Annotated in this window: 18 protein-coding genes; 9 read left to right on the top strand and 9 right to left on the bottom strand. The window is 46.1% G+C overall.

Annotated features, from left to right (window positions below):
• On the top strand, positions 1-1,005 hold the full coding sequence (locus R6H26_RS20130) for a transposase (protein ID WP_404784986.1): 1,005 nt from the start codon (positions 1-3) through the stop codon (positions 1,003-1,005).
• 80 nt (positions 1,006-1,085) lie between these two features.
• Here R6H26_RS20130 and R6H26_RS20125 read toward each other — a convergent pair whose 3' ends face one another.
• The 4 genes from R6H26_RS20125 to R6H26_RS20110 all read right to left on the bottom strand — a co-directional run bounded on the left by R6H26_RS20125 (position 1,086) and on the right by R6H26_RS20110 (position 5,978).
• Positions 1,086-2,114, bottom strand: coding sequence for an IS701 family transposase (locus R6H26_RS20125; protein WP_404791391.1), 1,029 nt, complete (start codon positions 2,112-2,114; stop codon positions 1,086-1,088).
• A gap of 453 nt (positions 2,115-2,567) precedes the next feature.
• Positions 2,568-3,911: a diguanylate cyclase domain-containing protein gene (locus tag R6H26_RS20120; RefSeq protein ID WP_404784984.1), complete on the bottom strand. Its 1,344-nt coding sequence runs from the start codon at positions 3,909-3,911 to the stop codon at positions 2,568-2,570.
• A 3-nt stretch (positions 3,912-3,914) separates the two neighbouring features.
• Entirely contained in the window at positions 3,915-4,307 is a 393-nt protein-coding gene (locus R6H26_RS20115) for a response regulator (protein WP_404784982.1), read from the bottom strand.
• A 21-nt stretch (positions 4,308-4,328) separates the two neighbouring features.
• A complete protein-coding gene (locus R6H26_RS20110; protein ID WP_404784980.1) occupies positions 4,329-5,978 on the bottom strand; it encodes a sensor histidine kinase in 1,650 nt (549 codons plus the stop codon).
• 402 nt (positions 5,979-6,380) lie between these two features.
• On the opposite strand from R6H26_RS20110, the gene R6H26_RS20105 reads away from it, so the two are divergent.
• Positions 6,381-6,797, top strand: coding sequence for a hypothetical protein (locus R6H26_RS20105; protein WP_404784978.1), 417 nt, complete (start codon positions 6,381-6,383; stop codon positions 6,795-6,797).
• A gap of 34 nt (positions 6,798-6,831) precedes the next feature.
• On the opposite strand, the gene dinB is transcribed toward R6H26_RS20105, so the two are convergent.
• Positions 6,832-7,959: a DNA polymerase IV gene (gene dinB, locus R6H26_RS20100; RefSeq protein ID WP_404784976.1), complete on the bottom strand. Its 1,128-nt coding sequence runs from the start codon at positions 7,957-7,959 to the stop codon at positions 6,832-6,834.
• A 132-nt stretch (positions 7,960-8,091) separates the two neighbouring features.
• Between dinB and R6H26_RS20095 the strand changes: the two genes are divergently transcribed.
• Entirely contained in the window at positions 8,092-8,865 is a 774-nt protein-coding gene (locus R6H26_RS20095; protein ID WP_404784974.1) for a class I SAM-dependent methyltransferase, read from the top strand.
• A gap of 1,085 nt (positions 8,866-9,950) precedes the next feature.
• Here R6H26_RS20095 and R6H26_RS20090 read toward each other — a convergent pair.
• From R6H26_RS20090 to R6H26_RS20075, 4 genes are all read right to left on the bottom strand, one after another.
• Positions 9,951-10,142, bottom strand: coding sequence for a hypothetical protein (locus tag R6H26_RS20090; RefSeq protein ID WP_404784973.1), 192 nt, complete (start codon positions 10,140-10,142; stop codon positions 9,951-9,953).
• A gap of 110 nt (positions 10,143-10,252) precedes the next feature.
• Positions 10,253-11,656, bottom strand: coding sequence for a cryptochrome/photolyase family protein (locus R6H26_RS20085; protein WP_404784971.1), 1,404 nt, complete (start codon positions 11,654-11,656; stop codon positions 10,253-10,255).
• A gap of 213 nt (positions 11,657-11,869) precedes the next feature.
• Positions 11,870-13,330 (bottom strand): uracil-xanthine permease family protein, encoded by a 1,461-nt coding sequence (locus R6H26_RS20080; RefSeq protein WP_404784969.1) that lies wholly within the window; start codon positions 13,328-13,330, stop codon positions 11,870-11,872.
• Positions 13,331-13,448: 118 nt separating this feature from the next.
• The gene (locus R6H26_RS20075; protein ID WP_404784967.1) at positions 13,449-14,846 is read right to left on the bottom strand and encodes a cytochrome P450; all 1,398 of its coding nucleotides are present in this window, start codon (positions 14,844-14,846) and stop codon (positions 13,449-13,451) included.
• Positions 14,847-14,886: 40 nt separating this feature from the next.
• On the opposite strand from R6H26_RS20075, the gene R6H26_RS20070 reads away from it, so the two are divergent.
• The 6 genes from R6H26_RS20070 to R6H26_RS20045 all read left to right on the top strand — a co-directional run bounded on the left by R6H26_RS20070 (position 14,887) and on the right by R6H26_RS20045 (position 21,718).
• Positions 14,887-15,021 (top strand): hypothetical protein, encoded by a 135-nt coding sequence (locus R6H26_RS20070; RefSeq protein WP_404784965.1) that lies wholly within the window; start codon positions 14,887-14,889, stop codon positions 15,019-15,021.
• Between the two features lie 365 nt (positions 15,022-15,386).
• Complete coding sequence (locus R6H26_RS20065; protein WP_404784964.1) at positions 15,387-16,370, top strand: helix-turn-helix transcriptional regulator; 984 nt, start codon at positions 15,387-15,389, stop codon at positions 16,368-16,370.
• On the top strand, positions 16,357-17,007 hold the full coding sequence (gene cas6 / locus R6H26_RS20060; RefSeq protein WP_404784963.1) for a type I-MYXAN CRISPR-associated protein Cas6/Cmx6: 651 nt from the start codon (positions 16,357-16,359) through the stop codon (positions 17,005-17,007). Before R6H26_RS20065 ends, cas6 begins: the two co-directional genes overlap by 14 nt.
• 3 nt (positions 17,008-17,010) lie before the next feature.
• A complete protein-coding gene (gene cas3 / locus R6H26_RS20055; RefSeq protein ID WP_404784961.1) occupies positions 17,011-19,359 on the top strand; it encodes a CRISPR-associated helicase Cas3' in 2,349 nt (782 codons plus the stop codon).
• Positions 19,352-20,359 carry a type I-MYXAN CRISPR-associated protein Cmx8 gene (cmx8, locus tag R6H26_RS20050; protein ID WP_404784959.1) on the top strand — a complete coding sequence of 336 codons (1,008 nt, stop codon included), beginning with the start codon at positions 19,352-19,354 and terminating at the stop codon, positions 20,357-20,359. Before cas3 ends, cmx8 begins: the two co-directional genes overlap by 8 nt.
• Before the next feature lie 72 nt (positions 20,360-20,431).
• Positions 20,432-21,718: a transposase gene (locus tag R6H26_RS20045; protein WP_404783412.1), complete on the top strand. Its 1,287-nt coding sequence runs from the start codon at positions 20,432-20,434 to the stop codon at positions 21,716-21,718.
• Positions 21,719-21,723 lie beyond the last annotated feature (5 nt).

Below are 21,723 nucleotides of genomic sequence, written 5' to 3'. Positions count from 1 at the left end.
ATGACTTTTTCAGCAAGCCCTACCTATGAACACCAACCATCGGTGCTGTCTGGAGGCAAACCCGTTGCCGTCGGTCAGGGGTATAGCACGATCGCCTGGATACCCCAGGAGCAAGGCAGTTGGGCTTTACCCCTGCGCCATGAACGGATCACCAGCTTTGATACCCCCCTTGGCAAAGCCGCAACTCAGTTACGCCAAGTCTGCGCTCAAATTCCAGGACATGTCCTGTTCTTAGGAGATGGAGAGTATGGGTGTGCCCCCTTTCTCAAACAGACCGCAGACATCCCCTGCGACAAGCTGCTGAGGTTACGACCGAATCGAGTGCTCTATCATGCCCCACAGCCCTATCAGGGGAAGGGCAGACCCCATCGACATGGCCCAAAATTTAGCCTCCAAGCGCCCGATACTTGGACAGTCGCTCAAGAAGAGATGACGACCCACGACCCCAAATTGGGACGAGTGAAAGTGCGTCGATGGGAAGCACTTCATTTAAGACAAGCTGCCGACGCTCCCTTTGACCTGATTCTGGTTCAACGACTTGATGCCCCTGACTCAAAACCGTTGTGGCTGATTTGGATGGGACAACAGAAGGCTGTGCTGGGTCAAATCTGGCAAAAGTACCTGCGTCGCTTTGCCATTGAGCATTGGTATCGATTTGTTCGACAACGGTTCCATTGGACGGTGCCTCAACTGTCTACCCCAAAACAGATGGAAACTTGGTCTGACCTAATGCCGTTGCTCACTTGGCAATTATGGCTCGCTCGTGAGGTCGTGGAAGATTCCCCTTTGCCCTGGCACAAACCCATGACCAAATTGACCCCAGGACGCATTGCAAATTCATTTGCTTCACTTTTAGCTAGGATTGGCTCTCCTGCCTCTGACCCGAAACCTCGTGGAAAGTCTCTTGGTTGGCCTACAGGTAAACCTAGGAGCCGTCGTCCTTTCTGTCCAACGGTCAAAAAAAGGTTTGCCAAGCCCAAGGAAACGGCTGATACAGCAGCCTAAACCTTAAACTTCTTCCCTTTGATTCTCGGTCTCGAATGCTGAATGCTTTCGAGTTACTTTCTCGTGAACGTACTTCCTGTTTAGTCTAAACTCCAATTATTAAGTAGATTCTTCCACCCTTTTTTCTCATTCCACCAGGGGTGTTCTGAAAATACCCTCTGTATAATTCTTTGACCTTGATTTAAGTGCTCTGAGTACAAACTTACTAGAAGATAAGCGCTGCATACGATTTTCCACCATTTTTGAATGTGTGGATATTCAGTCAGACGAAAATCTGCCCACCCCAACTCATTTTTACTTTGCCTCAGTCCGTACTCAATCCATGTCCTTAAGCCGAAAATATTACCAATTTCTTTGTATTTTATCCCTGGAATTTTTGTCATCGCCCACCAGGTTGAACCCTCAGGCAAAGTTAGAGAATCGCTTGCTATTTGCCAGTAACATTTTGTGCTACGAGTGCCAAAGACGATCTCTCGAATATAACGAAGCTCCGTTCTCCCGTTTGAGAAAATTCGGTCAAACTTTCTCCACTTATTAGATCTGACTCCCTTTCCCAATGGCATCCAGACTGCGTGATTACTTCGAATCGCTACGCTATAGTTTAGATTGAATTCGTCTAAAACACGGATGAAACTACTATTACTCTCTCCATACAGGCTATCAGCAAGGACTAATTCAATCTTAAACCCTATCTTTTGCAACTCTCGAATCATCTCTGATGCTATCTGAGGTTTCGTCTTATATCGATCCCCTGGTTTTAGTCTCTCGTGTGGCTTATAGATTTCAAATGTCAGAGGAACAGTCATCTCTTCGATTATGCCATATGCTGTTACGGCAACTATCCCGTTATCAATTTTGCCTAAATTTCCTAGGTATCGACGTTTGACATAGTCTGTGGATGTCCCTGCCTTCGGGCCGCCAGTTTCTTCAATCATTTTAATGATTGAACGACCTTCTAAAACTTGTAAGATTCGATTTAATCTCCGATGTCTTAAGTCTTCAACATCCCAAGGAGATTCAGTTAAAAAATGATGTAATGACTGAGAATTATCTAATCCAGCAACTTTTGCAATTTCAGGCAGTGTTTTGCGCTTTAGCTCTGAAAGCATTCCCAAATGCAGAGCCTTAAAATTTTCAAAACTTCTTACTTCTGGAAATAGGTCTTGGTAGTACGCACAATAAACGTCGATAAAGTTAACTGTTGGTTTGGGGTCTCTAGGCGCTGTCATAGCCCCCTCCTTAGTTTCAGCCTTTATTCCTATTTTACTCCGGCGAAAGTGATAAAAGAGAGATAATACTCCCCAGAACGCCCTAATTTTACCTCTGACAATAATCTAAAGTACTGCGAATGGCATCACAGCCTTTTTCTTTGCTCCCTGAAACAATGGAAATGGCCCCATTCCTATCGAGGTCTCCATCGTTGCACAAACGAGCGTTTATACAACGATCCAAATCCAACCAGAAAGATGGGCTTTGTATGTTGCATAAACGTATTGCACTAGCAAATCAATTGGCAACAGGGTTTTGCAATCCAGTCTTGGATCGCGCAAAACGCGCAAGACTTAATTTGAGACTGTAGAGTCAGCACAATAGTAGTGATAGTTATTTCGTCCACTTTTTTTTGCTTGGTACAATGCCACATCAGCATTTCGGAGTAATGTGCTACTATCTAAACCATCGTGAGGATACACAGCAATTCCCATACTAGCCGTTACATGTACACTATGTCCTTCTAGAAGAAATTCAGGCTGAAGTACTTCAATGAATCTGTGCGCAATTTCACTGGCATTTTCCCGACAGTGGATTTGAGGTAGGAGTAGTACAAACTCATCCCCTCCCCAACGAGCCAGCACATCTGTTGGTCTGAGGCAACCATTAAAACGCTTGACAACTTCCTGTAACAAGAAATCGCCTATTGAGTGACCTAACGTATCATTCACTTCTTTAAACAGATCTAAATCCAAAAACATAATAGCAAAGAGGCTTGAACCGTCCGTAATATCGCTCAATGCAGCAGCAAATTTTTGATTAAACAAGATCCGATTCGGGATGTTAGTGAGAGCATCATACAATGCCTGATGCTTCATTATTGCTTCTGTTTGTTTTTCCCGAGTCACATTCCGAAAACTCCAGACCCTACCGACAGTTTCACCCATAAGCTGTTGAGGTCGCAAAAAAAACTCAATAATGTTTCCATCTTTTAATCTCAAAACATCGCGCTTTTCCGTGTTAGCTTGGGCGAACAATGCTTGAAATATAATGGCATCGGGCTCAATTAACTGGTCTAAGATGATATCTTGCAGATCGTCTTCATGAGCAGTTGAATCTGAGTCTGAAAGGTTCCACATGCTAGCAAACATTTGATTAAAGCTGACAACCTTTCCAGCATCATCAAGCACCAGAATGCCATCGGCTGTGGCCTCTAAGGTCGCTAACAGCAATGCCAAAGAACTGTTCAGCTTGTTATTGGTTTTCTTGAGCAATTCATTTTGCTCGGCTAATTGCTGCTCTTGCTGAAAACGTCGTAAGGCTTCCGAAACGGTTAAAATCAGGTCGGTTGCATCCCAGGGTTTAGAAATATATCGGTATAGGGCAGCTCCATTCACCACCTTTACAACAGAATTAGCATCAGCATTCCCAGTCAGCATGATTTTTAGCGCTTTGGGATAATGAGCATGGAGTTTAATCAATAAAACATCCCCTTCTATACCCTGCATTTTCTGATCGGAAATGATTAGAGCAATGTCTTTTCCTCCTGTAGTCAATTCTGCACAGAGCAAAAGGGCATCTTCTCCTCCATTGGCAAGTTCAATGTCATAATCTTTGCCAAAGCAGCGCTTGAGTTGATTACCCAAGCTCCTAAGAATATCCCACTCATCATCAACACAAACAATTACCGATCGCATTACCTATTCACCTAACGCTGTACAAACAACCTGATACAACTCTTCTTCAGTCCAGGGTTTGTAGATGCAGGCAAAAAGATTGGCATTTTGTCTAGCTCTCTCAATTGCCGCTTCATCCGCTTGTCCAGTCAGCATCACAGTAACCACATCAGGAAATCGTCGATGCACCTCAGCCAAGAACTCATCTCCTCTGATATTTGGCATCAGCCAATCGGAGACAATCGTGAGAATTTTGATTCCCTCCTGTTCTAACTCATCAATCACAATCCAGGCTTCTTCAGCACTTTGGGCTACCTCATAGACATACTGATTGCCGAAGTGCCGTTTCAATTGTTCCTTGAGCACCTTCAAAATTGAAGCCTCATCATCGACACAAAGAATTGCAGCATCAGACATGGTTAAACTTCCTCCAATTCTTTAAACAGACTTTATGGGCAACCAAACTCGGAATTGGGTATGCCCGGGTTGACTCTCTACTTGTATGTGTCCCTGGTGTTTTTCAATAATTTTCTGGCTAATGTACAGCCCCAAACCGCTTCCCTCCCCAGCAGGTTTAGTGGTAAAAAAGGCATCAAAAACTTTTTGTTGTATCTTTAAAGAAATACCAGATCCAGTATCCGTGATGCTTACCTCAATTCCCTGTTCGCGTTGACAGGTTTTAATGGTTAGCTCTCCCCCTGATGGCATTGCTTGAATGGCATTGTGAATTAAGTTAGTCCAAATCTGAATCAATTCATCGGGATATCCCAAAATGTCGGGTACATCCTGATAATCTCGGAGCAAATTAATGTTTCGTTTAAGTTGATTTTGATAGAGTGCGATCGTGGTCTCTAGCCCTTCAGTCACCTTCATCAACTGCTTTTTGCTACTATGATCGAAATGAGAATAGCTTTTGAGCGCAAAAACAATTTTAGATGAGCGATCGACTGCATTTAAAATCATTTGATTGTTGTTGATGCAGGAAGTCAGGTTGTATGCAAGCTGAACAGCCCATTCACCATAATCACCCTTTAAGAGAGGCAATAAAAACTCCAGATCTCTACAAATACCTATATCCATCATGAGATCGGCTATGTCTCTAGCATTTTTTATGTCATGCTCTTTAAGCTGCGCAGTAAGTTCGCGCTTCAGCTTGCGGTTTTGTTGAGAGGTAACGAAAGGTCGATCTTTCTGCACTCGAGCAATAAGTTCAAAAAAACTCTCTCGCTCCTCAGAATTCAAATGTTGATATAGGTAAGGAAGTTCAGAAAGAGCTTCTTGCAGTGCTTGGTTAGTGTTGCTTGCTGATGCTTTAATAATACCTAGGGGATTATTGATTTCATGAGCTACTCCAGAAGTGAGTTGCCCAAGAGCGGCCATTTTTTCTTGTTGAACTAATTGATTCTGTGTTTGTTGAAGCTCTTTAAGAGTAGCCTCTAGATCTTGATTTTTATTCCATAGTTTTTTGCTATACTGATGGGACAAAACACTAATGACAGCAGCACTTAATATTAAAGAAATAGCAGTTCCAATATCTGCAAATCTCCTGGTTTGTTTTTGTTGTTGTATGTAGCTTTCTTCTAAAGTTGCGACTTCAGCATATAGCGCATCATAAATTTTATCAATACCATCTGCATCAAATTCTATCGCTTCTTTGATTTTACTTTGTTTGACCAATGTAAGTATATCGTCGATTGCAGCTTGGTAGCGTGTATAGAAACTAAAAATTTTCTCTAGGTCATTTTGTTGCTCAAGTCGATCGATTTGTCGAAGCTCATCCAGAATCTTATCAGTTCTTTGCTGATGTTCGGTAAGTTCCTCAGTTAAATTCTCATCAATTTTACCTTTGGAAATTCCTTCCCATTCCAAAGCATTAAGTCTGCTCACTTGTTCTTTTACTTGGGTCAAGAGAATTCTTGTCTGGCTATTGCGCTCAGCTACCTCGTTCAGTTGATAAATCGCAGTAGTACTCGCGATCGCAACTGTAGTTGCAGCCAACAATGTGGGCCATGCTGATACTGTAGACTGCAGTTTTGTTGGAGCCTTAGCAGACAAGCTATTGAATGGAAGATTAAAGAGATTCAGCATAGAGCATACTAATATATAGGTACTGATAGCTGATACGCGGCTTATTGCAGTGCATTTAATTGCCGATCGGATAGAGGCAGAGTGGATATGAATTCTAGAAAAGTTAGACTCCTCATCGTTAGTATTCCCTCGAATCAATCTCAATCAACATAAAAATCTAGAAATCTAATAGTTTATGATTCAGCGAACAAGAATTTACATCCCAACTACGGAGAAAACCTCTGTAATGTTACGACATCAAAAGTATACAAATATTTACATATAGAAGATTTAGGTTTAGCGCTTTCGTCTACAATCATTGCTCTTGTATTCAAGATTAAAAATTGTAAATATTAATTGAATAGGCTTGACGTGTATGGATAGACAGGTAGGCTATCGACAGTGCTGAGGAGTAAGACAACCATGTTTGAAGCCGATAGCCCCACTTGGATTGCTGTCGTCGTCGCCAGCGTCTACATGCTTCAGAGTTCCACAAAAGACCTATCCCTCTGTCGATGGCTGTCGCCGTTTAGTTTAGGTTGGGTCATCGCCTGTTTGTTATTCATTCATCCCTTTGTCTTGAAGGGGTCTTGGGTTGCGATGGGGATCGGCTATGTATTGATGGGTGCGTTGATTGCAAACACCCTGATCTTGAGCGTCATGTCGCTCATGCCTCGGCAGGTGGTCGGCTTTAAGTCTAAAGGGTTAGAGACCGTAGGGCTGCTCTTTACCAGTTGCATCTTTACAGGGTTGTTCCTCCTCCTCAAAAATGGATTCGCGGTTCTCGTGGAATTGCTCGGAACGATGCTTCAACGTCAGCGCAAGGTTGTGACCCCCTGAAGTATTGTTGAGCTTTCAACTGAGGGAGTTATCTTCAGCTCCAATCAACACCTTCCTCCAACGTTGTCGGCGACAGTGCCAACTGCAATTCTAGCTCCATCTGCCTGTAAATCGGCTCATCCGTCTCGGTGTCTAGGTTTGACAGGGTTATCCCTAGCAACCTGACTTTTTGTGCTTCCACTTCAACACCCCTCAGTAATTCTTTTGCTCTCCCCAATATCTGACTCTCGTTCGACACGTATTCGAGCATTGTCCGGCTGCGCGTGATTTGGCGGTAGTCTGCAAACTTCACTTTCAGCGTGACCGTTCGTCCTCTAGCTCCGTTGCGCTTTAGACGCTCCTGCACTTCCTGGGCGATTGCCTCCAATTTTTCCTCAATTAACGCTCGGCCCTGAAGGTCCGGGTCAAAGCTCGTTTCCGCACCGATGGACTTACGAATTCGATTCGGATTGACCGGGCGATCGTCAATCCCTCTGGCAATTTGGTAGTAGAACAATCCGACTTTGCCAAAGTGATGCATCAGTTCGCGTTCGCTGCGCTGCTTCAGATCGACCCCGGTGCGGATGCCTAACTCCTGCATCTTGGCTGCTGTGGCACGACCCACGCCGTAGAACGCCTCAATCGGCAATGCCTCGATGAATGCCTCTGCTTCGTCGGGCTGAATGACTGTCAGGCCATCGGGCTTATTCATCCCGGATGCAATCTTTGCCAGGAACTTGTTGAACGACACGCCTGCCGATGATGTGAGCTGCGTCTTTTGCAGAATGGTTTGCTTGATTTCGCGGGCGATCGCCGTGGCTGAAGGGTTCTCCTTTTTGTTCTCAGTCACGTCCAAGTAGGCTTCATCTAGGGCTAGCGGTTCAACCAGGTCGGTGTAGTTCAAGAAGATCGACCGGATCTGCTCTGATATTTCTCGATAGACCTCAAACCGTGGCGGGGCAAAGATGAGGTGCGGGCAGCGTTGAACTGCAGCGCGCGATGGCATGGCAGAATGAATGCCGAACTTACGGGCTTCGTAGCTGGCAGCAGCGACTGCCCCTCGCTTATCGGGACTGCCGCCTACGACCAAAGGCTTTCCTCGATATTTGGGATTATCGCGTTGTTCTACAGAGGCGTAGAAGGCATCCATATCGACGTGAATGATTTTGCGCTGCGAGTTCATCGTCTGACTCGCTCCGATATCTTTTTATAATTGCCAATCGCCTGCATCAGCCAAAACGCTCTAGATGGGAGGCCAACAAACTGAACCAGAGACTGCATCGATTAAACTTTGAGAGAAGCGAGCTGTTTTAGTATGCGTTTCAAAGACCACTTCTCGAATCATGCTAGCGATTATGCGCGTTACCGTCCCTCTTACCCAAGCCTGCTTCTTGAGTTCTTAAGCAGTCTGGCAAAGAATCATCATGCCGCTTGGGACTGCGGTACAGGCAACGGACAAGTTGCCTTGAGTCTGGTCGATTTTTTTGACCGAGTTTATGCCTCAGATGCCAGCCCACAGCAAATTGAGCAGGCTATGGGGCATGAACGCATTGAATACTTTATTTCCTCTTCAGAATCTACATCTCTGCCTTCGGCTTCAGTGGATTTGATTACAGTCGCTCAAGCTTTTCATTGGTTTGATGCCGATCGCTTTTACAAGGAAGCAAAACGGGTGCTAAAGCCAGACGGCATTCTAGCGCTCTGGTGCTACGGACGGTTTGATATTCCGACTGCTTCACCACAACTAGAGCAGGTCCTGCAAGATTTCTACCAGCGCGTCGAGACTTATTGGCCTCCCGAACGGCAACTGGTTGAGGATCGCTATGCAACGCTTTCTTTTCCTTTCGCTGAGCTCAATGCGCCAGCGTTCTTCATGACCGTTGAGTGGGATGCTAGTGAATTGACGGGGTATTTACAAACTTGGTCTGCAACCCAGCGATTCATAGTATCTGAAGGGATAGGCTATATTCAACAAGTCTTTGAGCAGATTTCAACCCATTGGAACGCGCAGGACAGCCTTCGGCGAACAGTTCAATGGCCTATTTTTATGCGGGTTGGCAAAAAAACAGAGCGTAACCTTTTTACCTAGACGCACCTTGCACTTTACTAACACCCAAAATGCAGTCTCGTTCTTGGATACTCTTATCTTCTGCCATAGCACTCCTTCTTTTTAGGCTTGCTGTAGTGGAAAACTGCTACCAGCAATACATCTAACTCTGTAGCCGATCGTCCTTACCGCTTTTGTCAGACGATCTCACACCCATGAGTAACGCTAATATATTGCTTCGATAGTCTTTGCTGTCAAAGACCAGATTTGGCTAACGTCATCTACATCGGCGTCCTCCGATGCAGGATATATGTGATTTTATGAGGGGTGGCGATCGCTCTGCGGTAGTTTTGCTAGAAATGACTGTGATTCCAGCACCTTACTGGGTTTTGCCCGAGCTGCAGCTTGAAGAAGGCGATCGCACAAAACGTCTCATCATTCCTATTAGAAATCCTCTGAAATAAATTATAAAAATTATTTCAGAGGATTTTCCTATTTTACTGTAATTTTTATCATGAATCATCATCTTAATCAAAAGAATAAATTCATGTCTAAAAATAGATCGGCAGTTATGGAATCGAACTCACGATCAATAACTAGCGCTGAGACTAAGCTCTTGACTAATCTTTTGTGAGTTTAACTCAGTATTTTTCAAGAATTCATGTAATACCGAAGAATCACAGGGGAAGATCCAACGTAGAGAACCAAAAGATACATAAGAAGTATATAGTTTGGTTTTTCTACAAACAGGAAATTGATTCATCATTATCGAGTTTGCCTCAAAATTCTTTGGCTCAACGGTAATGGTTTCAGAATCTTCTTGCCAGTACTCGAGATCTACTTTCATTTTTCGTCCTTTTTGATAGTTAACAGAAATCCAAAAATGATTTACGCCTAGAATTACTTACATCTATAACTCTAGAGTTCAAACTCCATCCTACTGCAAACAGTATCAAAATATACAGAATGTAAAAAAAGAAATGCGATATCGTAACAATACTTTGTCTTGCTTGTATTTAGTTATACGAAACTTCTTCGCCCGCAGTCAAGGTGTCGGCTCATTACGGAGCTAGGCAGGATTGGCCGACACAATAGAGAAACGCGGTATGACTCTGCCGCGTAATGGTTTACGGAGCGATCGCCCTGCCAAGCCCAATCCAACTAGACAAATGCAACTCTGTATTGCGAGGAAAGATTTGGCTCTTGATGGGATCCTCTTGCTGCGGGTGCAAGCGGGTGCAGGGGCGATCGCAGGGCGGCTGAAGAAGGGCGATCGCTCTTGCCTGGATGGGCGATGCTAGCGCTTCAAGAGTTCGCATGGCAGTAGATTCGCCGGAAATGGCAGTGACTCCGGTACCCTCTTGGTTTTGCTGTGGCTAGGGTTGGAGAAGGGCGATCGCTTAGCACCCTGAGTCTACACAAAACACAGCTAAAGCTGCTGATATTTACGTTTAATTGGCTCTAGAAGTGCTAACGCTCGACGACGAGCTTCCTGATGGTTAACAATAGGAGAATAGTAATCTAAATTCATACGACCAGTCAGACTCAATGCCTCGACAGATGTGTTGGCTAATTCAGGAACCCACTGATGGATAAAGTTGCCATCAGGATCGATCTTATCAATACTCTTGACGGGATTGTAAACTCTAAACCAGGAACGACCCCTATTGCTTACCCCTGCATGACTTTGCCACTGCCAATGGTCAATGGCAACATCTCCATCGATGAGCTGCTGCATGTAATGTTTGGCTCCCCACTGCCAGGGCAAGAACAAGTCAATACAGAAAAAAGTGGCACACAATGCTCGCAGCCGAAACGGCAGCCATCCGGTTGCATTCAGGCAGCGCATTGCAGCATCGACGAGGGGGTACCCTGTTTTTCCCTCGCACCAAGCTCGATAGTGCCGATCGTTTTGACTCCAAGGCACTGAATCGAACGCCTCAAGGTATGACTCGGTTTCGCAGCGCGGTAAATTTCGCAGTTTCTGTGCAAAATGATCTCGCCAGAATAACCGACTGATAAAACCGTCCAGATTTTTTTTCTCCCAAGCGGTTGCGGACTGTCGCTTCAGCAAAACTTGTCTGTAGATAGTGCGAACAGAAATCGTTCCGAATTTGATATGGGCACCCAATCGACTGGTGTACTGACTCGCTTGTGTAGCCACACTCAGGCTTTTGAGGTATCGAGATACCTTACGATCCAGAAACTCGTGCAATAACCGATGCGCTTCTCGCTCTCCTGCAACGGGTACGGTTTGAGCAGTCATGGGCAAGTCTAAATCCTGCAATGATTTTAGCGAGCTAGTGCTTTCGCTTAATTGCAGGAATGGGAGGTGGGTGGGCCTCAAGGCAATAGGTCCTTGTAAAAACTTATACCACTGAGGCGTAAAAAATTTGAGGTCGTAGGATTCTTTCCCGCCCGCCGGTAACACTGCCTCGGATTGAAAGCATCGAACCTTAATGCCGGCTTCTTTCAATGTCTCAATCGCACAACAGTCAGTTTTTGTGCGCCATTCCCTCTCACTGTCTTCATTCCAGTACACTGCATCAGCACCCAGTTCGGTTGCGACCTGAACTAAGACTTGAGGTTGTTCCCCATATCGCCGAACAAGGGTGGAGCCTAAATATTCTAAATTCTTTTGCAGGCTATCTAAGCAACCCAGCAAAAACTGTACTCTTCCAGAGCCAGTTTCTGGATGATGTAGCAAGTAGGGATCGAAGATAAAGAGGGGGACAATTTCAGCTTTCTCAGCGACAGCTTGGGCCAAAGCAGGATTATCGCTAAGACGTAGATCCCGCCGAAACCAAACAACGATCTTAGAGGGATGAGTCATATTCCTATTCTACTTGGCGGGTACGCACGCACTGTTGTCCTTTCGCCTTTGCGCCATAGCCGGACAGGGAAAGAGCGATCGCCTCACTTTAGCCCAACGAATGCCCTGGCTCTGCGGCCTTCGCTCTGCAATAGGTCTCTGTATTCCCTACAATATCGGTCTACCAATGGGATGATTGGTTAATAGAATTGTTCGGCTTTCTATCGTCACCATTCAAATATCTACCAATTCCCCATCGTCTGACACTACTGGCTCATTCGATGTGGGAGTTTGGGGCAGCAACCAACTAAGCAGGATAGCCGTCAGACCACCCGTCGAGGTTGCAGAGGCAAACATATTTTTAATCAAAGCAGGTTGATTGTTAAACAACTCCGGTACAAACACCACTCCTAGCCCCAGTGCTAACGAAACGGCAATGATGATGGTGGCGCGACGATCCAAATTCTCAGAGGCCACTATTTTGACTCCTGCTACGGCGATCGCCCCAAACATCACCGTCGTGGCTCCACCCAGAACGGGCTGCGGAATCGATTGGAAGGCTCCACTGACGATGGGCAGCAGTCCTAGCAGGGCGAGAATACCAGCCACGAAGAAGCCAACATAACGACTGCCAACACCCGTCATCTGAATGACACCGGTATTTTGGCTAAAAGTTGTGATGGGAAAGGTATTGAGCAGCGCAGCTAAGGAAGAATTCAAACCATCAGCCAACACTCCGGCTTTGATGCGACGAACGTAAACCGGACCTGAAATCGGCTCTTTGGAAACGGCGGAAGTGGCGGTCATGTCGCCCACCGATTCGATCGCGGTCAATGGGTACAGAATCAAGAATGGAATCAAGGCACTGAAATCAAAACTCATGCCGTAGCGAAATGGTATCGGCAGACTGACCAATGGCAACTTGCTGAATATACTAAAATCCACCATGCCCATGAAGGCAGAGACAATGTAGCCAGCCAGCAGACCAATCGCGATCGCCCCCATGCGAATGTATTGATTCTTAGCCAGGGTCAACACAATCACGATGAGAAATACACCAAAACCCAGCAGCATATTTTGAGGACTGGCAAAGGTATTGTTCTTTAGGGCAGCCGTCCCCCCGCCCATACTGGTAATGCCAGTTTTGAGCAGACTCAACCCAATCAGCATCACCAGGGTTCCAGACACGATCGGCGTCACAATTTTGCTCAGCAAATGTAAAAAGCGACTCAAGATGACATTGGCAAAGGCACCAAAGAAGCAAACACCAAAGATCAACGCCAGTGCCTGTTCCGGTGTCCTTCCAGATTGAATGGCCGTCCCCGCGACGCCCACAATAGCACCCAGAAACGCAAAGCTAGTCCCCTGTAAACTGAGTAAGCCGGAACCGACGGGACCAAAAGTTTTGCACTGAATAAAAGTGCAAATGCCGGAAGCCAGCAGTGACATGCTGATGATAAAACTGGTATTGGTTGGATCCAGCCCTAAACTAGTGCTGATAATGAGTGGAGGAGTCACAATACCAACAAACGCAGCGAGAACGTGCTGTACCGCCACAAAAATCGACTCAAGTACAGGTGGTCGGTCATAAAGTTTGTAAATTAGTTCCGAGCTTGATGTCGATAGCGATGGAAGCGCCTGAGCTTCAGGTAATTCCAATGACTGTGAGGTGCCAATATTATCTTGCTGCGTCATTGTGGTGCGATCTCCTCCCAATTTTTTACAACTACTTTAAAGCCTCGGTCGCCGTATTGTAGGCAGCGGCAATGACTTTAAGAAGTAGCTCAAGTTACATAAATACATAACAAAGAACTTAACTTTCAGCACCCTTTTCACACCGAATGCCAGTAACTTGCATCCTGAGTTGATTCGACGGTGCCACGGTCAGGCCACGACGAATCGGTCGGATTGGCCTGGCATTGACTAGAGCCAAATCGCGGTTTGACAATAGCTGAAATAAAACCAATTTCATCTCAAACAACGCAAAAGCAGAACCAATGCATCGCCGATCGCCCCCACCAAAGGGCAAATATTCATAGGGCGAAAACTGTCGCTCTAAAAACCGCTCCGGTCTAAATTGCTTCGGTTCGGGGTAGGTTTCTTCGCGGTGGTGCGCCAGATAAATCGAGGGCATAATTACCGTTCCTGGTTCCAGAGCATAGCCCGCTACCACCATCGACTGCTTCACCACACGCGGGAAAGCGTTAATTGCGATCGGATAAAGGCGTAGAGTTTCCTGGCAAACGGCGCTGAGGTAAGGAAGCCGGGCGATCGTCGCTGGATCGAGTTCGACACTGGGTTTCAATGTGTCTAGTTCTGCCAGCAGTTTCGCGCGCACGTCTGGCAAATAGGCAATCCAATACAGTGCCCAGGATAATGCGGACGCTGTCGTTTCGTGCCCGGCAAATAGCAGGGTGATCAATTCATCGCGCAATTCGACATTACTCAGCGGTTGTCCTTCCGGGTCGCAAGCCGACATCAGCAAAGCCAAAATATCGGTTCTGCTGGCATCGGGTTGACTGCGGCGTTGGTCAATCTCGGCATAGAGCAATTCGTCAACCTGCTGCCGCAGCCGAAGAAACCGCCCCCAGGGACTCCAAGCTCCCCAGTCCTTCTGCAAGAACGGATAGAACAGCAACATCGCACCGAAGGGCGAACCGAAGCCTTCTACCATCTGACTGAGCGCCTGCTGCAACCGATCGTAGCGTTGTCCGCTATTGACGCCAAATACTGCCTTGAGTATGACCTGTAAGGAAATTGACTGCATGACCGGACGCACTGCAAACGTAGTACCGAGCGCAATCTGCCCTATTTCCCGATCGCAGATATCCAAAATGATTTGGGCATAAGAGCGCATCCGATCGCCGTGAAAAGGAGGCATCAAAAGCTGCCGCTGCCGCTGATGGGCTTCGCCTTCGAGCAGGACAATGCCATGCTCGCCCAAGAGGAATTTGAGAATTTGATTCCCCTGACCCGCACTCAGTTGTTCCGGTTTTGCCGTGAAAATGGCTTCAAGGGCTTCTGGACTGCTGAAATAGACTAAGGCAGATTTGGAAGTACGCGAAGTGATTCGATAATTGTCGCCATAGGCTTGAGTGCGGGCTTCCAGCGTCTCAAGCGGGCGAAAGATGAACCGCAGCCCCCAGAGTTGACGGAGCCAGAATGGAGTTTCTGGAGGTCCGTTCAGCGTGCGGTTTAAAGGGTTTGCCATAAGTTGGTTAACGGTGTCGAATTGGATGTTCGGCAGACAGATGCTCCTACATGGTAACGAGCGCTTGACCTCAGCTTTAGACCGGACGGTGGAGACTGCGACAAAGTCTCCCAAGCCTATGATTGCCAGTACCACGGCCCAGCAGGAGTTTGCTCCCGCTCAAATAGGTGTGTAGGCGATCGCCCCCTCAACATCGCGGCTAAAGTTCAGCGACAGCACATTGCGCGATCGCCCTCGATTGCTGTGGCGATGCTTGAGTTGAGTGGGACGGATTTGCTTGCATAAATAGTGTGCAACCTCTTGGAGGTTTCCTTGAATTTATTTTCAAAAATTCAGTAATTACACGGTTATTTTGCCCTTAGAGAAGGGCGAGAATCCATACATCCATTTAGGAATCGCTACTTGAAGCATCTAAAACAGAACCGTTGATGTAGTGACCCACCAACTTTAAAATTTCAAATTTTCTCTTCAATTCTTTCAACTCGGCAGCTTTTTTGCAGGGTTGAGTGATTAGTCTTGTAGAGATTAAAGGAAAATTACATGTCGCGGCATCTAGAAAGACTACTCCAACTGGATACTCTCATTCGCTCAAACTACCGCTATACGGTGGAGAGCTTGGCTAAAGCTGTGGAGAGAAGCGATCGCACAGTGCGAAATGATTTGGCATTTCTGCGCGATCGCTTGGGTGCACCTCTGCTCTACAAAAAAGCTAAAGGGTATCACTATACTGACCCAGACTGGCGGTTGCCAAGCATTACGCTGAGCCAAGGTGAGCTGTTTGCACTGACGTTGGGGGCGCGTATGTTGGAGAGCTATGCGGGGTCTGCCTATGCGGAGGAGTTGCGGGGGGCGATCGCCCGTCTAGCCGAACGCTTGCCTGAGCAAAGCTGGGTGGATTTACAGCAGTTGGCAAATGAAAATGTGTTGTTTCGAGTGGGAGCGCAGCTAGATCTGGATCCTGAGGTATGGCAGGTGTTGGAAACGGCTTGTCAACTGAGGCAACGGGTGTTGATGCGCTATTACACGGCGGGGCGCAATGAGGAGACGGAACGCAAGCTCGACCCCTATTTGCTACACTTTACGCGCAATAACCCTTATGTGACGGGCTTTTGTCATCGGCGGCAAGCCATTTTGTGGTTTCGGGTGGATCGGGTGCGATCGATCCAACTACTGAAGGAGCGGTTTGAGGTTGACCCGATGTTTGATCGGCAAAAACATTTTGAGGATGTGTTTCAACATGAGGTGGGGGAGCAGGCTCATGAGGTGGCGATTTGGTTTGACGCGCAGACGGCTCCCTATATCCGAGAGCGGCGCTGGCATCCGACGCAGTCGATCGAGGAGGAGGTAGATGGTGCGTTGGTTTTACGGATGACGGTGCGGGGGTTGAATGAGCTGAAGCGTTGGGTTTTGTTTTATGGGAAGGGGGCGATCGCGCTGGAGCCACCAGAATTAGTGGAGTTGGTGCGGGAGGAGGTTACGCAAATGAAGGTTCTTTATGAAGGAGCAAGTCATGGTTCTGATTGAACACAAGCCAAATACACAAGAGCTTTTGAATTTGCCCTATGTGGAGCTGAGTTTTGGGGTGATTGGCGAAACGCTACCAGCGGATCATGGGTATGGGTTGTACAGTGCGATCGCCCATCTTTGTCCTCAAGTCCACGAACAAGAAGGTTTGAGCATTCTAACGATCGCAGGAATTCCTGATAGAAAAGGCAAGATTGTTTTGACGGAGCGATCGCACTTACGCATTCGCTTGCCCTATGACTGTATGCCCATGGTCTATCACCTTGCAGGAAAACAGCTCAGTATTGGGTCACACTCAATTCGGTTGGCAATTCCGCAGATTTTTATGTTACGTCCTGGGTCGAGATTACGTGCTCGGATTGTAACGATTAAAAACCATCAGGAGACTGAGAGTTTTTTAGAAGCAGCAAGGGGGCAATTAGCTGCTTTGGGCGTTGTAGGGGATGCGATCGTCCCTTTGGATATGGAGGGTAATCCTACTCGAAAAACTATCAAAATCAAAACTTATTCAGTGGTGGGTTTTGGGTTGGAGGTATCTGGTTTGAGTGAAGAGGACTCGATCAAGTTACAGATTTCTGGATTGGGTGGTAAGCACCGCATGGGGTGTGGCGTATTTGTACCAATGAAGGAGCTTTAAAGAATGACAATCTTACCAAAGCAACTATTAGCAAAAAGTAGACTTAAAGATCGTTCACCAGTCACCTTGCAAGAGCATCTGTCAGACACCGAAAAATCTGCTCGCCAAATTTTTCGCTTAGATGGACGTTGGGGAAAGAATTGGTGTCGTTTCTTCAAGTTGATAACCGAGGAGGAACAACAGAAATTTCTTTTGAATTTGCGCGTTGCGGCATTGTTTCATGACATTGGCAAGGCGAATGAAGAATTTTATCAAGCGGTTACAGGAAAATGCGATCAGACTTTTCGGCACGAACATATCAGCGCTTTGATACTGCATCTGTCTCAGGTGCGCTCTTGGCTAAATAGAACACCTTTAGATGTTGAAGTCATTACAGCAGCCGTTTTATCTCATCATTTGAAAGCTTCTGAGAAAGGCGATCGCCAATGGGCAAGTCCGCGTAAAGGAACTCGTGGCAAAGCTGTTCAGCTTTATTTACTCCATGATGAAGTTAAAAGTATCTTGCTGGAAATCGCTAATATTGCAGTTCTTGATGTGCCACCTGAACTAAATCTTTCTACATTCTCTCAAGATGCGATGTGGGGCAAAGCATGGAAGGAGGGAATCGATACTGCAAAGAAACTGATGCGTGACATTACTGAAGAAAGAAGAAGTCTTCTTTTAGCAGTTAAAGCAGGGCTGATTATTTCTGATGCAGCGGCTTCAGGGCTAGTGAGAGAGGATAAAAATATTGATGAGTGGATTGAAGATGTTGTGCATGGCGATGCGATCGCTAGCGTAGACATTACTGAAAACATTTTGGACAAACGTGCAGCCCAAATCTTTGCCATCACTAAAACACCTTTTGAATTGCATAACTTTCAAAAACTAGCGGCGCAGCAGGGATCGCGGGTTTTGCTTTTGGCGGCTTGTGGTGCAGGTAAAACTCTGGCAGCTTGGAAATGGGCTGAGGAGCAGGTTAAACATTACAAGGTTGGGAAAGTTATTTTTCTTTATCCTACACGCGGTACAGCTACAGAGGGTTTTAAAGATTATGTGAGTTGGGCACCTGAAGCTGATGCAGCATTGGTAACAGGAACAGCACGCTATGAACTGGAGGCAATGGCAGATAATCCGCCAGATTCGATGCAAGAAAAAGATTTTACAACTGACGATCACTTATTCTCTCTGGGCTTTTGGTCGCGGCGATATTTTAGTGCGACGGTCGATCAATTTTTGGGCTTTATGGAACATAGCTATGGTGGCATCTGCCTCTTACCTGCTTTAGCTGATAGCGTCGTAATCATCGATGAGATTCATAGTTTCGATTTGAAGATGTTTGATAGCTTGATTGCCTTCCTGAAATATTTTCATATCCCAGTGCTTTGTATGACTGCGACTTTGCCCCCATCAAGGCGCAAACAGCTTGTGGATTTGGGGTTACAGGTTTACCCGACTGAAAGCGATTACCAAAGCCTCAAAGACCTCCAAATCAAAGAAAATCATCCACGCTATCAAATCCAACCTGTGGAGGGTTTTGATGAAGCCTTTGCAAAAGCTGTAGCTGCTTATAGACAAGGTGAAAGAGTTTTATGGGTTGTGAATACGGTTGATCGTTGTTTGGAAATTTCTAAGAGGCTTGCGAATAAACTTAATGTGGACGTGTTGACTTATCACAGTCGTTTTAGATTGATGGATCGCCAGAAAGTTCATGCCGATACTGTTAAGACTTTTGCTTTTCAAAAAGGTCGAGATCGCAAACCCGCGATTGCGGTAACGACTCAAGTTTGTGAAATGTCTCTCGATTTAGATGCCGATGTTTTGATTACCGAATTTGCCCCAATTTCTTCGCTGGTTCAGCGTTTTGGACGAGCTAACCGTCATCTGGCTAGAGGCGATAATTTTCGGGCTACGCTGCATATTTACAAGCCACCGAAGGATTTACCCTACGAGCATAAAGAGCTTGAAATCGCCAAAAGATTTCTTGACGAGCTAGGCATCGGTGACATCAGCCAAAAGCGTTTAGCAGTTGCTTTAGAAAAGTTTGCCAATGAGGAGAGAAAGGCAGATGGACTACCATCATTTTTTACGAGTGGTTATTTTGCTACAATGGGCAGTTTTCGTGATACCGATGAGTATGCCGTTCCTTGCGTGCTAGATCGCGACCTAGAAAAAGTTAAGACACTTGCGGAATCTAGACCTAAGAAACCATACGACGGATTTATTATTAATGTCCCGCGCAAGGGAATAAATTCATCTGATGATAAGCCGAGTTGGTTGCCAAAATATTTAGGTGTGGCTCAGTGGGAAGGTAACTATGATGAGAGATCGGGATTTTCAACAAAAAAAATAGAGGAGATTAATCTTGGTTAAGAAAAGTTCTAAACAGACATCTCTTCTATTAGAGAATGATGTATTGACACTGGACTATACGTTAGCTGAGTTGCCATCTTCACAGCATCGATCTGGTTTGGCTGGACTGGTTTTGATGGTTCGATGGTTGCATCGTTTTGATGCATGGAAACAAGATGGTTCTGCTATTTGCGAGATCGAGAATTTAAGCGATCGCTCAGTCACCCTACGAGTTAATCAGTTAGGTTTGCAAGCATTATTCAATCAGGTTTATGATGCTAGCTGGGAAGAACAAGAGCGAACTCAGGTTCTCAAAAATGCTCGTACTAAAGAAGTTATTCCTTACTTACGCGAAGAGGAAAAAGATGAGATAGATAAAAAAGGTAAGCCCATCAAGAAAAAAGTTTATATCTATCAGGTCGTCGTTCCTAAGGGTGCATTTATTGCTGATATCGATCCTGATGGCGATCGCGGTCGATGGATTAAACTGTGGCGAGATCTGCTTTGGAGCATTTTGCGTGGTGTCCCAGCTACGCGATCGCCCTACGAGTCAAGAGCGAATGGTAACTATACTGATGATGCCGATAAGGTATGGAAAGAGCTGTTACAACCTGCTGGATTTAGAGTCGATCTGCCCAGTACCTATTACATTGGAGCACAAGCCAGCAATCCTGAAAATGTGCCTTTTAAGGATCGCGCAAGGTATCAATTTCTTCTGCATTTTTGGGTGTTTGCTGCTGCTGTTTATGTACCAGCCGTCATCAATAACGAAGGAAAGCGCGATTTTGTGGGCTATGCGATTGCTATTCCTGATATCGCCCAGTTAGAACTATTCTGTGATGAATTTCTAGAATTATTGAAAGAACGTGGTAATGAAGTCACAGGCTATCGTCCCCGTGATGCTGTAGTCGATTTGGCAGTGGAAGGGGCGCTAGACCTGATGGCTAGATTGCGCGATCGCGTTTCCAGATCAGAAACTAGCATTGGCGATTTGGTAATGGGCGTAGATGTGATTCGTTAGTGTCCTGAGTTTTTCGCCATAGAGGCCAAAGCGTGAAAAGGTCTGAGGATAAGAGATTCAGGCCAACAGAGAATGGATATCGTCACACGCAAAGCCCAAATACTGCGGGTTCAAACCCAAAATCCATATCCAGAGTTGAACGAAGTCCTACAGGAAAAACTGAATACAGAGGTTCTGGGGGTTACGCAAAGCGTCTTAGAAGCAGCTCTGTGCGAAGAATTACAAGAGCATCTCAATCAGCTTGCGGGAGAACGACCTCGTCGGTCTGGCTACTTCAAGCGAGTCCTTGATAGCGAATACGGGCGCATCGAATCCTTGTCGGTACCCAAGCTGCGCCATGGGAACAGAGACCGAGACTGGCAAATCTTGGGGCGCTATCAACGGGGCCTTGGCAGTCTATTAAACTTTTGTCTAAGTCTGTATGTCATGGGCCTGTCCTTGCGAGACTTGCAAGAAGCGCTCTATCCATTACTCGGGGCTGTATTATCGGTCAATGCCATCAACCGAATCACAGAAGCCGCTCAACAGCAGATGAATCAACGGCGCACGGCAAAAATTACCACTGCTGTACCCATTTTGCTTGTCGATGGTGTTTGGGTGAGAATTCAATATGCAAGCGGGGAAACCTTTGAAGACCAAGCTGGACATGTGCGCGCCTTGCGTCAAGCCGAAGAACGGGTTGTTTTAGTGGCAATGGCCATTTATCCAGATGGCACTCGTGAAATCTTGCACTATGAGATTGCCGAGAGTGAATCTCAATTCGCCTGGGAGTCTTTTTTCAAGGGTTTACAGGAGCGTGGATTGAAGCTTGATGGGGTTGAGGTTGTCGTCAGTGATGGGACCAATGGATTGCCCGCTGTGCTCAAAGCCTGGGTACCTCAGGCCCAGCATCAACTGTGCATCACTCATAAAATCAGGGCAATGCTGCGTCATCTGGGCTATGAGAATTTATCCATCCAAGATGCGCAAGGTCAGACCCTAGACCTTCCAGAAGCAAAGAAGCTTCGCTATACCCAGATTAAGACTGACGCCTATGACATCTATAAAACCGATGATTGGATGGAAGCCATTGAGCGATTGGTGGTCTTTGTCGAGACTTGGCAGTCTGTTGAACCTAATGCCATCCGCTCCTTTTTGAGAGATATTGTTTTGACCTTTAATTTCTATGATTTGAACCCATCCTTATATCCACTCGTCCGAACCACTAATGCGCTCGAACGATTGTTTCGAGAGTTTAGGAACAAGTCCGATGAAATTGGTGCGTTCCCCAATGAAGACAGTTGTTTGACCATTTTCTTCTTGGTCTTACAGCGTGACCATACCAAGCATGACCGTCTCAAATCTGTGGCGAAAAACTAGGGACA

Origin of the sequence: Altericista sp. CCNU0014 (assembly GCF_044923475.1) — a bacterium.
In the GTDB taxonomy this organism is placed as follows: domain Bacteria; phylum Cyanobacteriota; class Cyanobacteriia; order Thermosynechococcales; family Thermosynechococcaceae; genus JAAURS01.
This window is presented reverse-complemented; position numbering and strand designations above follow the sequence as displayed.

Coding starts and splice junctions, on each gene's coding strand:
- cas6 (WP_404784963.1), top strand. CDS start 16,357: ATGGTTCTGATTGAACACAAGCCAAATACACAAGAGCTTTTGAATTTG.
- R6H26_RS20045 (WP_404783412.1), top strand. CDS start 20,432: ATGGATATCGTCACACGCAAAGCCCAAATACTGCGGGTTCAAACCCAA.
- R6H26_RS20065 (WP_404784964.1), top strand. CDS start 15,387: ATGTCGCGGCATCTAGAAAGACTACTCCAACTGGATACTCTCATTCGC.
- R6H26_RS20070 (WP_404784965.1), top strand. CDS start 14,887: ATGCTCCTACATGGTAACGAGCGCTTGACCTCAGCTTTAGACCGGACG.
- R6H26_RS20085 (WP_404784971.1), bottom strand. CDS start 11,656: ATGACTCATCCCTCTAAGATCGTTGTTTGGTTTCGGCGGGATCTACGT.
- R6H26_RS20130 (WP_404784986.1), top strand. CDS start 1: ATGACTTTTTCAGCAAGCCCTACCTATGAACACCAACCATCGGTGCTG.
- dinB (WP_404784976.1), bottom strand. CDS start 7,959: ATGAACTCGCAGCGCAAAATCATTCACGTCGATATGGATGCCTTCTAC.
- R6H26_RS20115 (WP_404784982.1), bottom strand. CDS start 4,307: ATGTCTGATGCTGCAATTCTTTGTGTCGATGATGAGGCTTCAATTTTG.
- R6H26_RS20125 (WP_404791391.1), bottom strand. CDS start 2,114: ATGCTTTCAGAGCTAAAGCGCAAAACACTGCCTGAAATTGCAAAAGTT.
- R6H26_RS20095 (WP_404784974.1), top strand. CDS start 8,092: ATGCGTTTCAAAGACCACTTCTCGAATCATGCTAGCGATTATGCGCGT.
- R6H26_RS20120 (WP_404784984.1), bottom strand. CDS start 3,911: ATGCGATCGGTAATTGTTTGTGTTGATGATGAGTGGGATATTCTTAGG.
- R6H26_RS20080 (WP_404784969.1), bottom strand. CDS start 13,330: ATGACGCAGCAAGATAATATTGGCACCTCACAGTCATTGGAATTACCT.
- R6H26_RS20110 (WP_404784980.1), bottom strand. CDS start 5,978: ATGCTGAATCTCTTTAATCTTCCATTCAATAGCTTGTCTGCTAAGGCT.
- cas3 (WP_404784961.1), top strand. CDS start 17,011: ATGACAATCTTACCAAAGCAACTATTAGCAAAAAGTAGACTTAAAGAT.
- R6H26_RS20090 (WP_404784973.1), bottom strand. CDS start 10,142: ATGCGAACTCTTGAAGCGCTAGCATCGCCCATCCAGGCAAGAGCGATC.
- R6H26_RS20105 (WP_404784978.1), top strand. CDS start 6,381: ATGTTTGAAGCCGATAGCCCCACTTGGATTGCTGTCGTCGTCGCCAGC.
- R6H26_RS20075 (WP_404784967.1), bottom strand. CDS start 14,846: ATGGCAAACCCTTTAAACCGCACGCTGAACGGACCTCCAGAAACTCCA.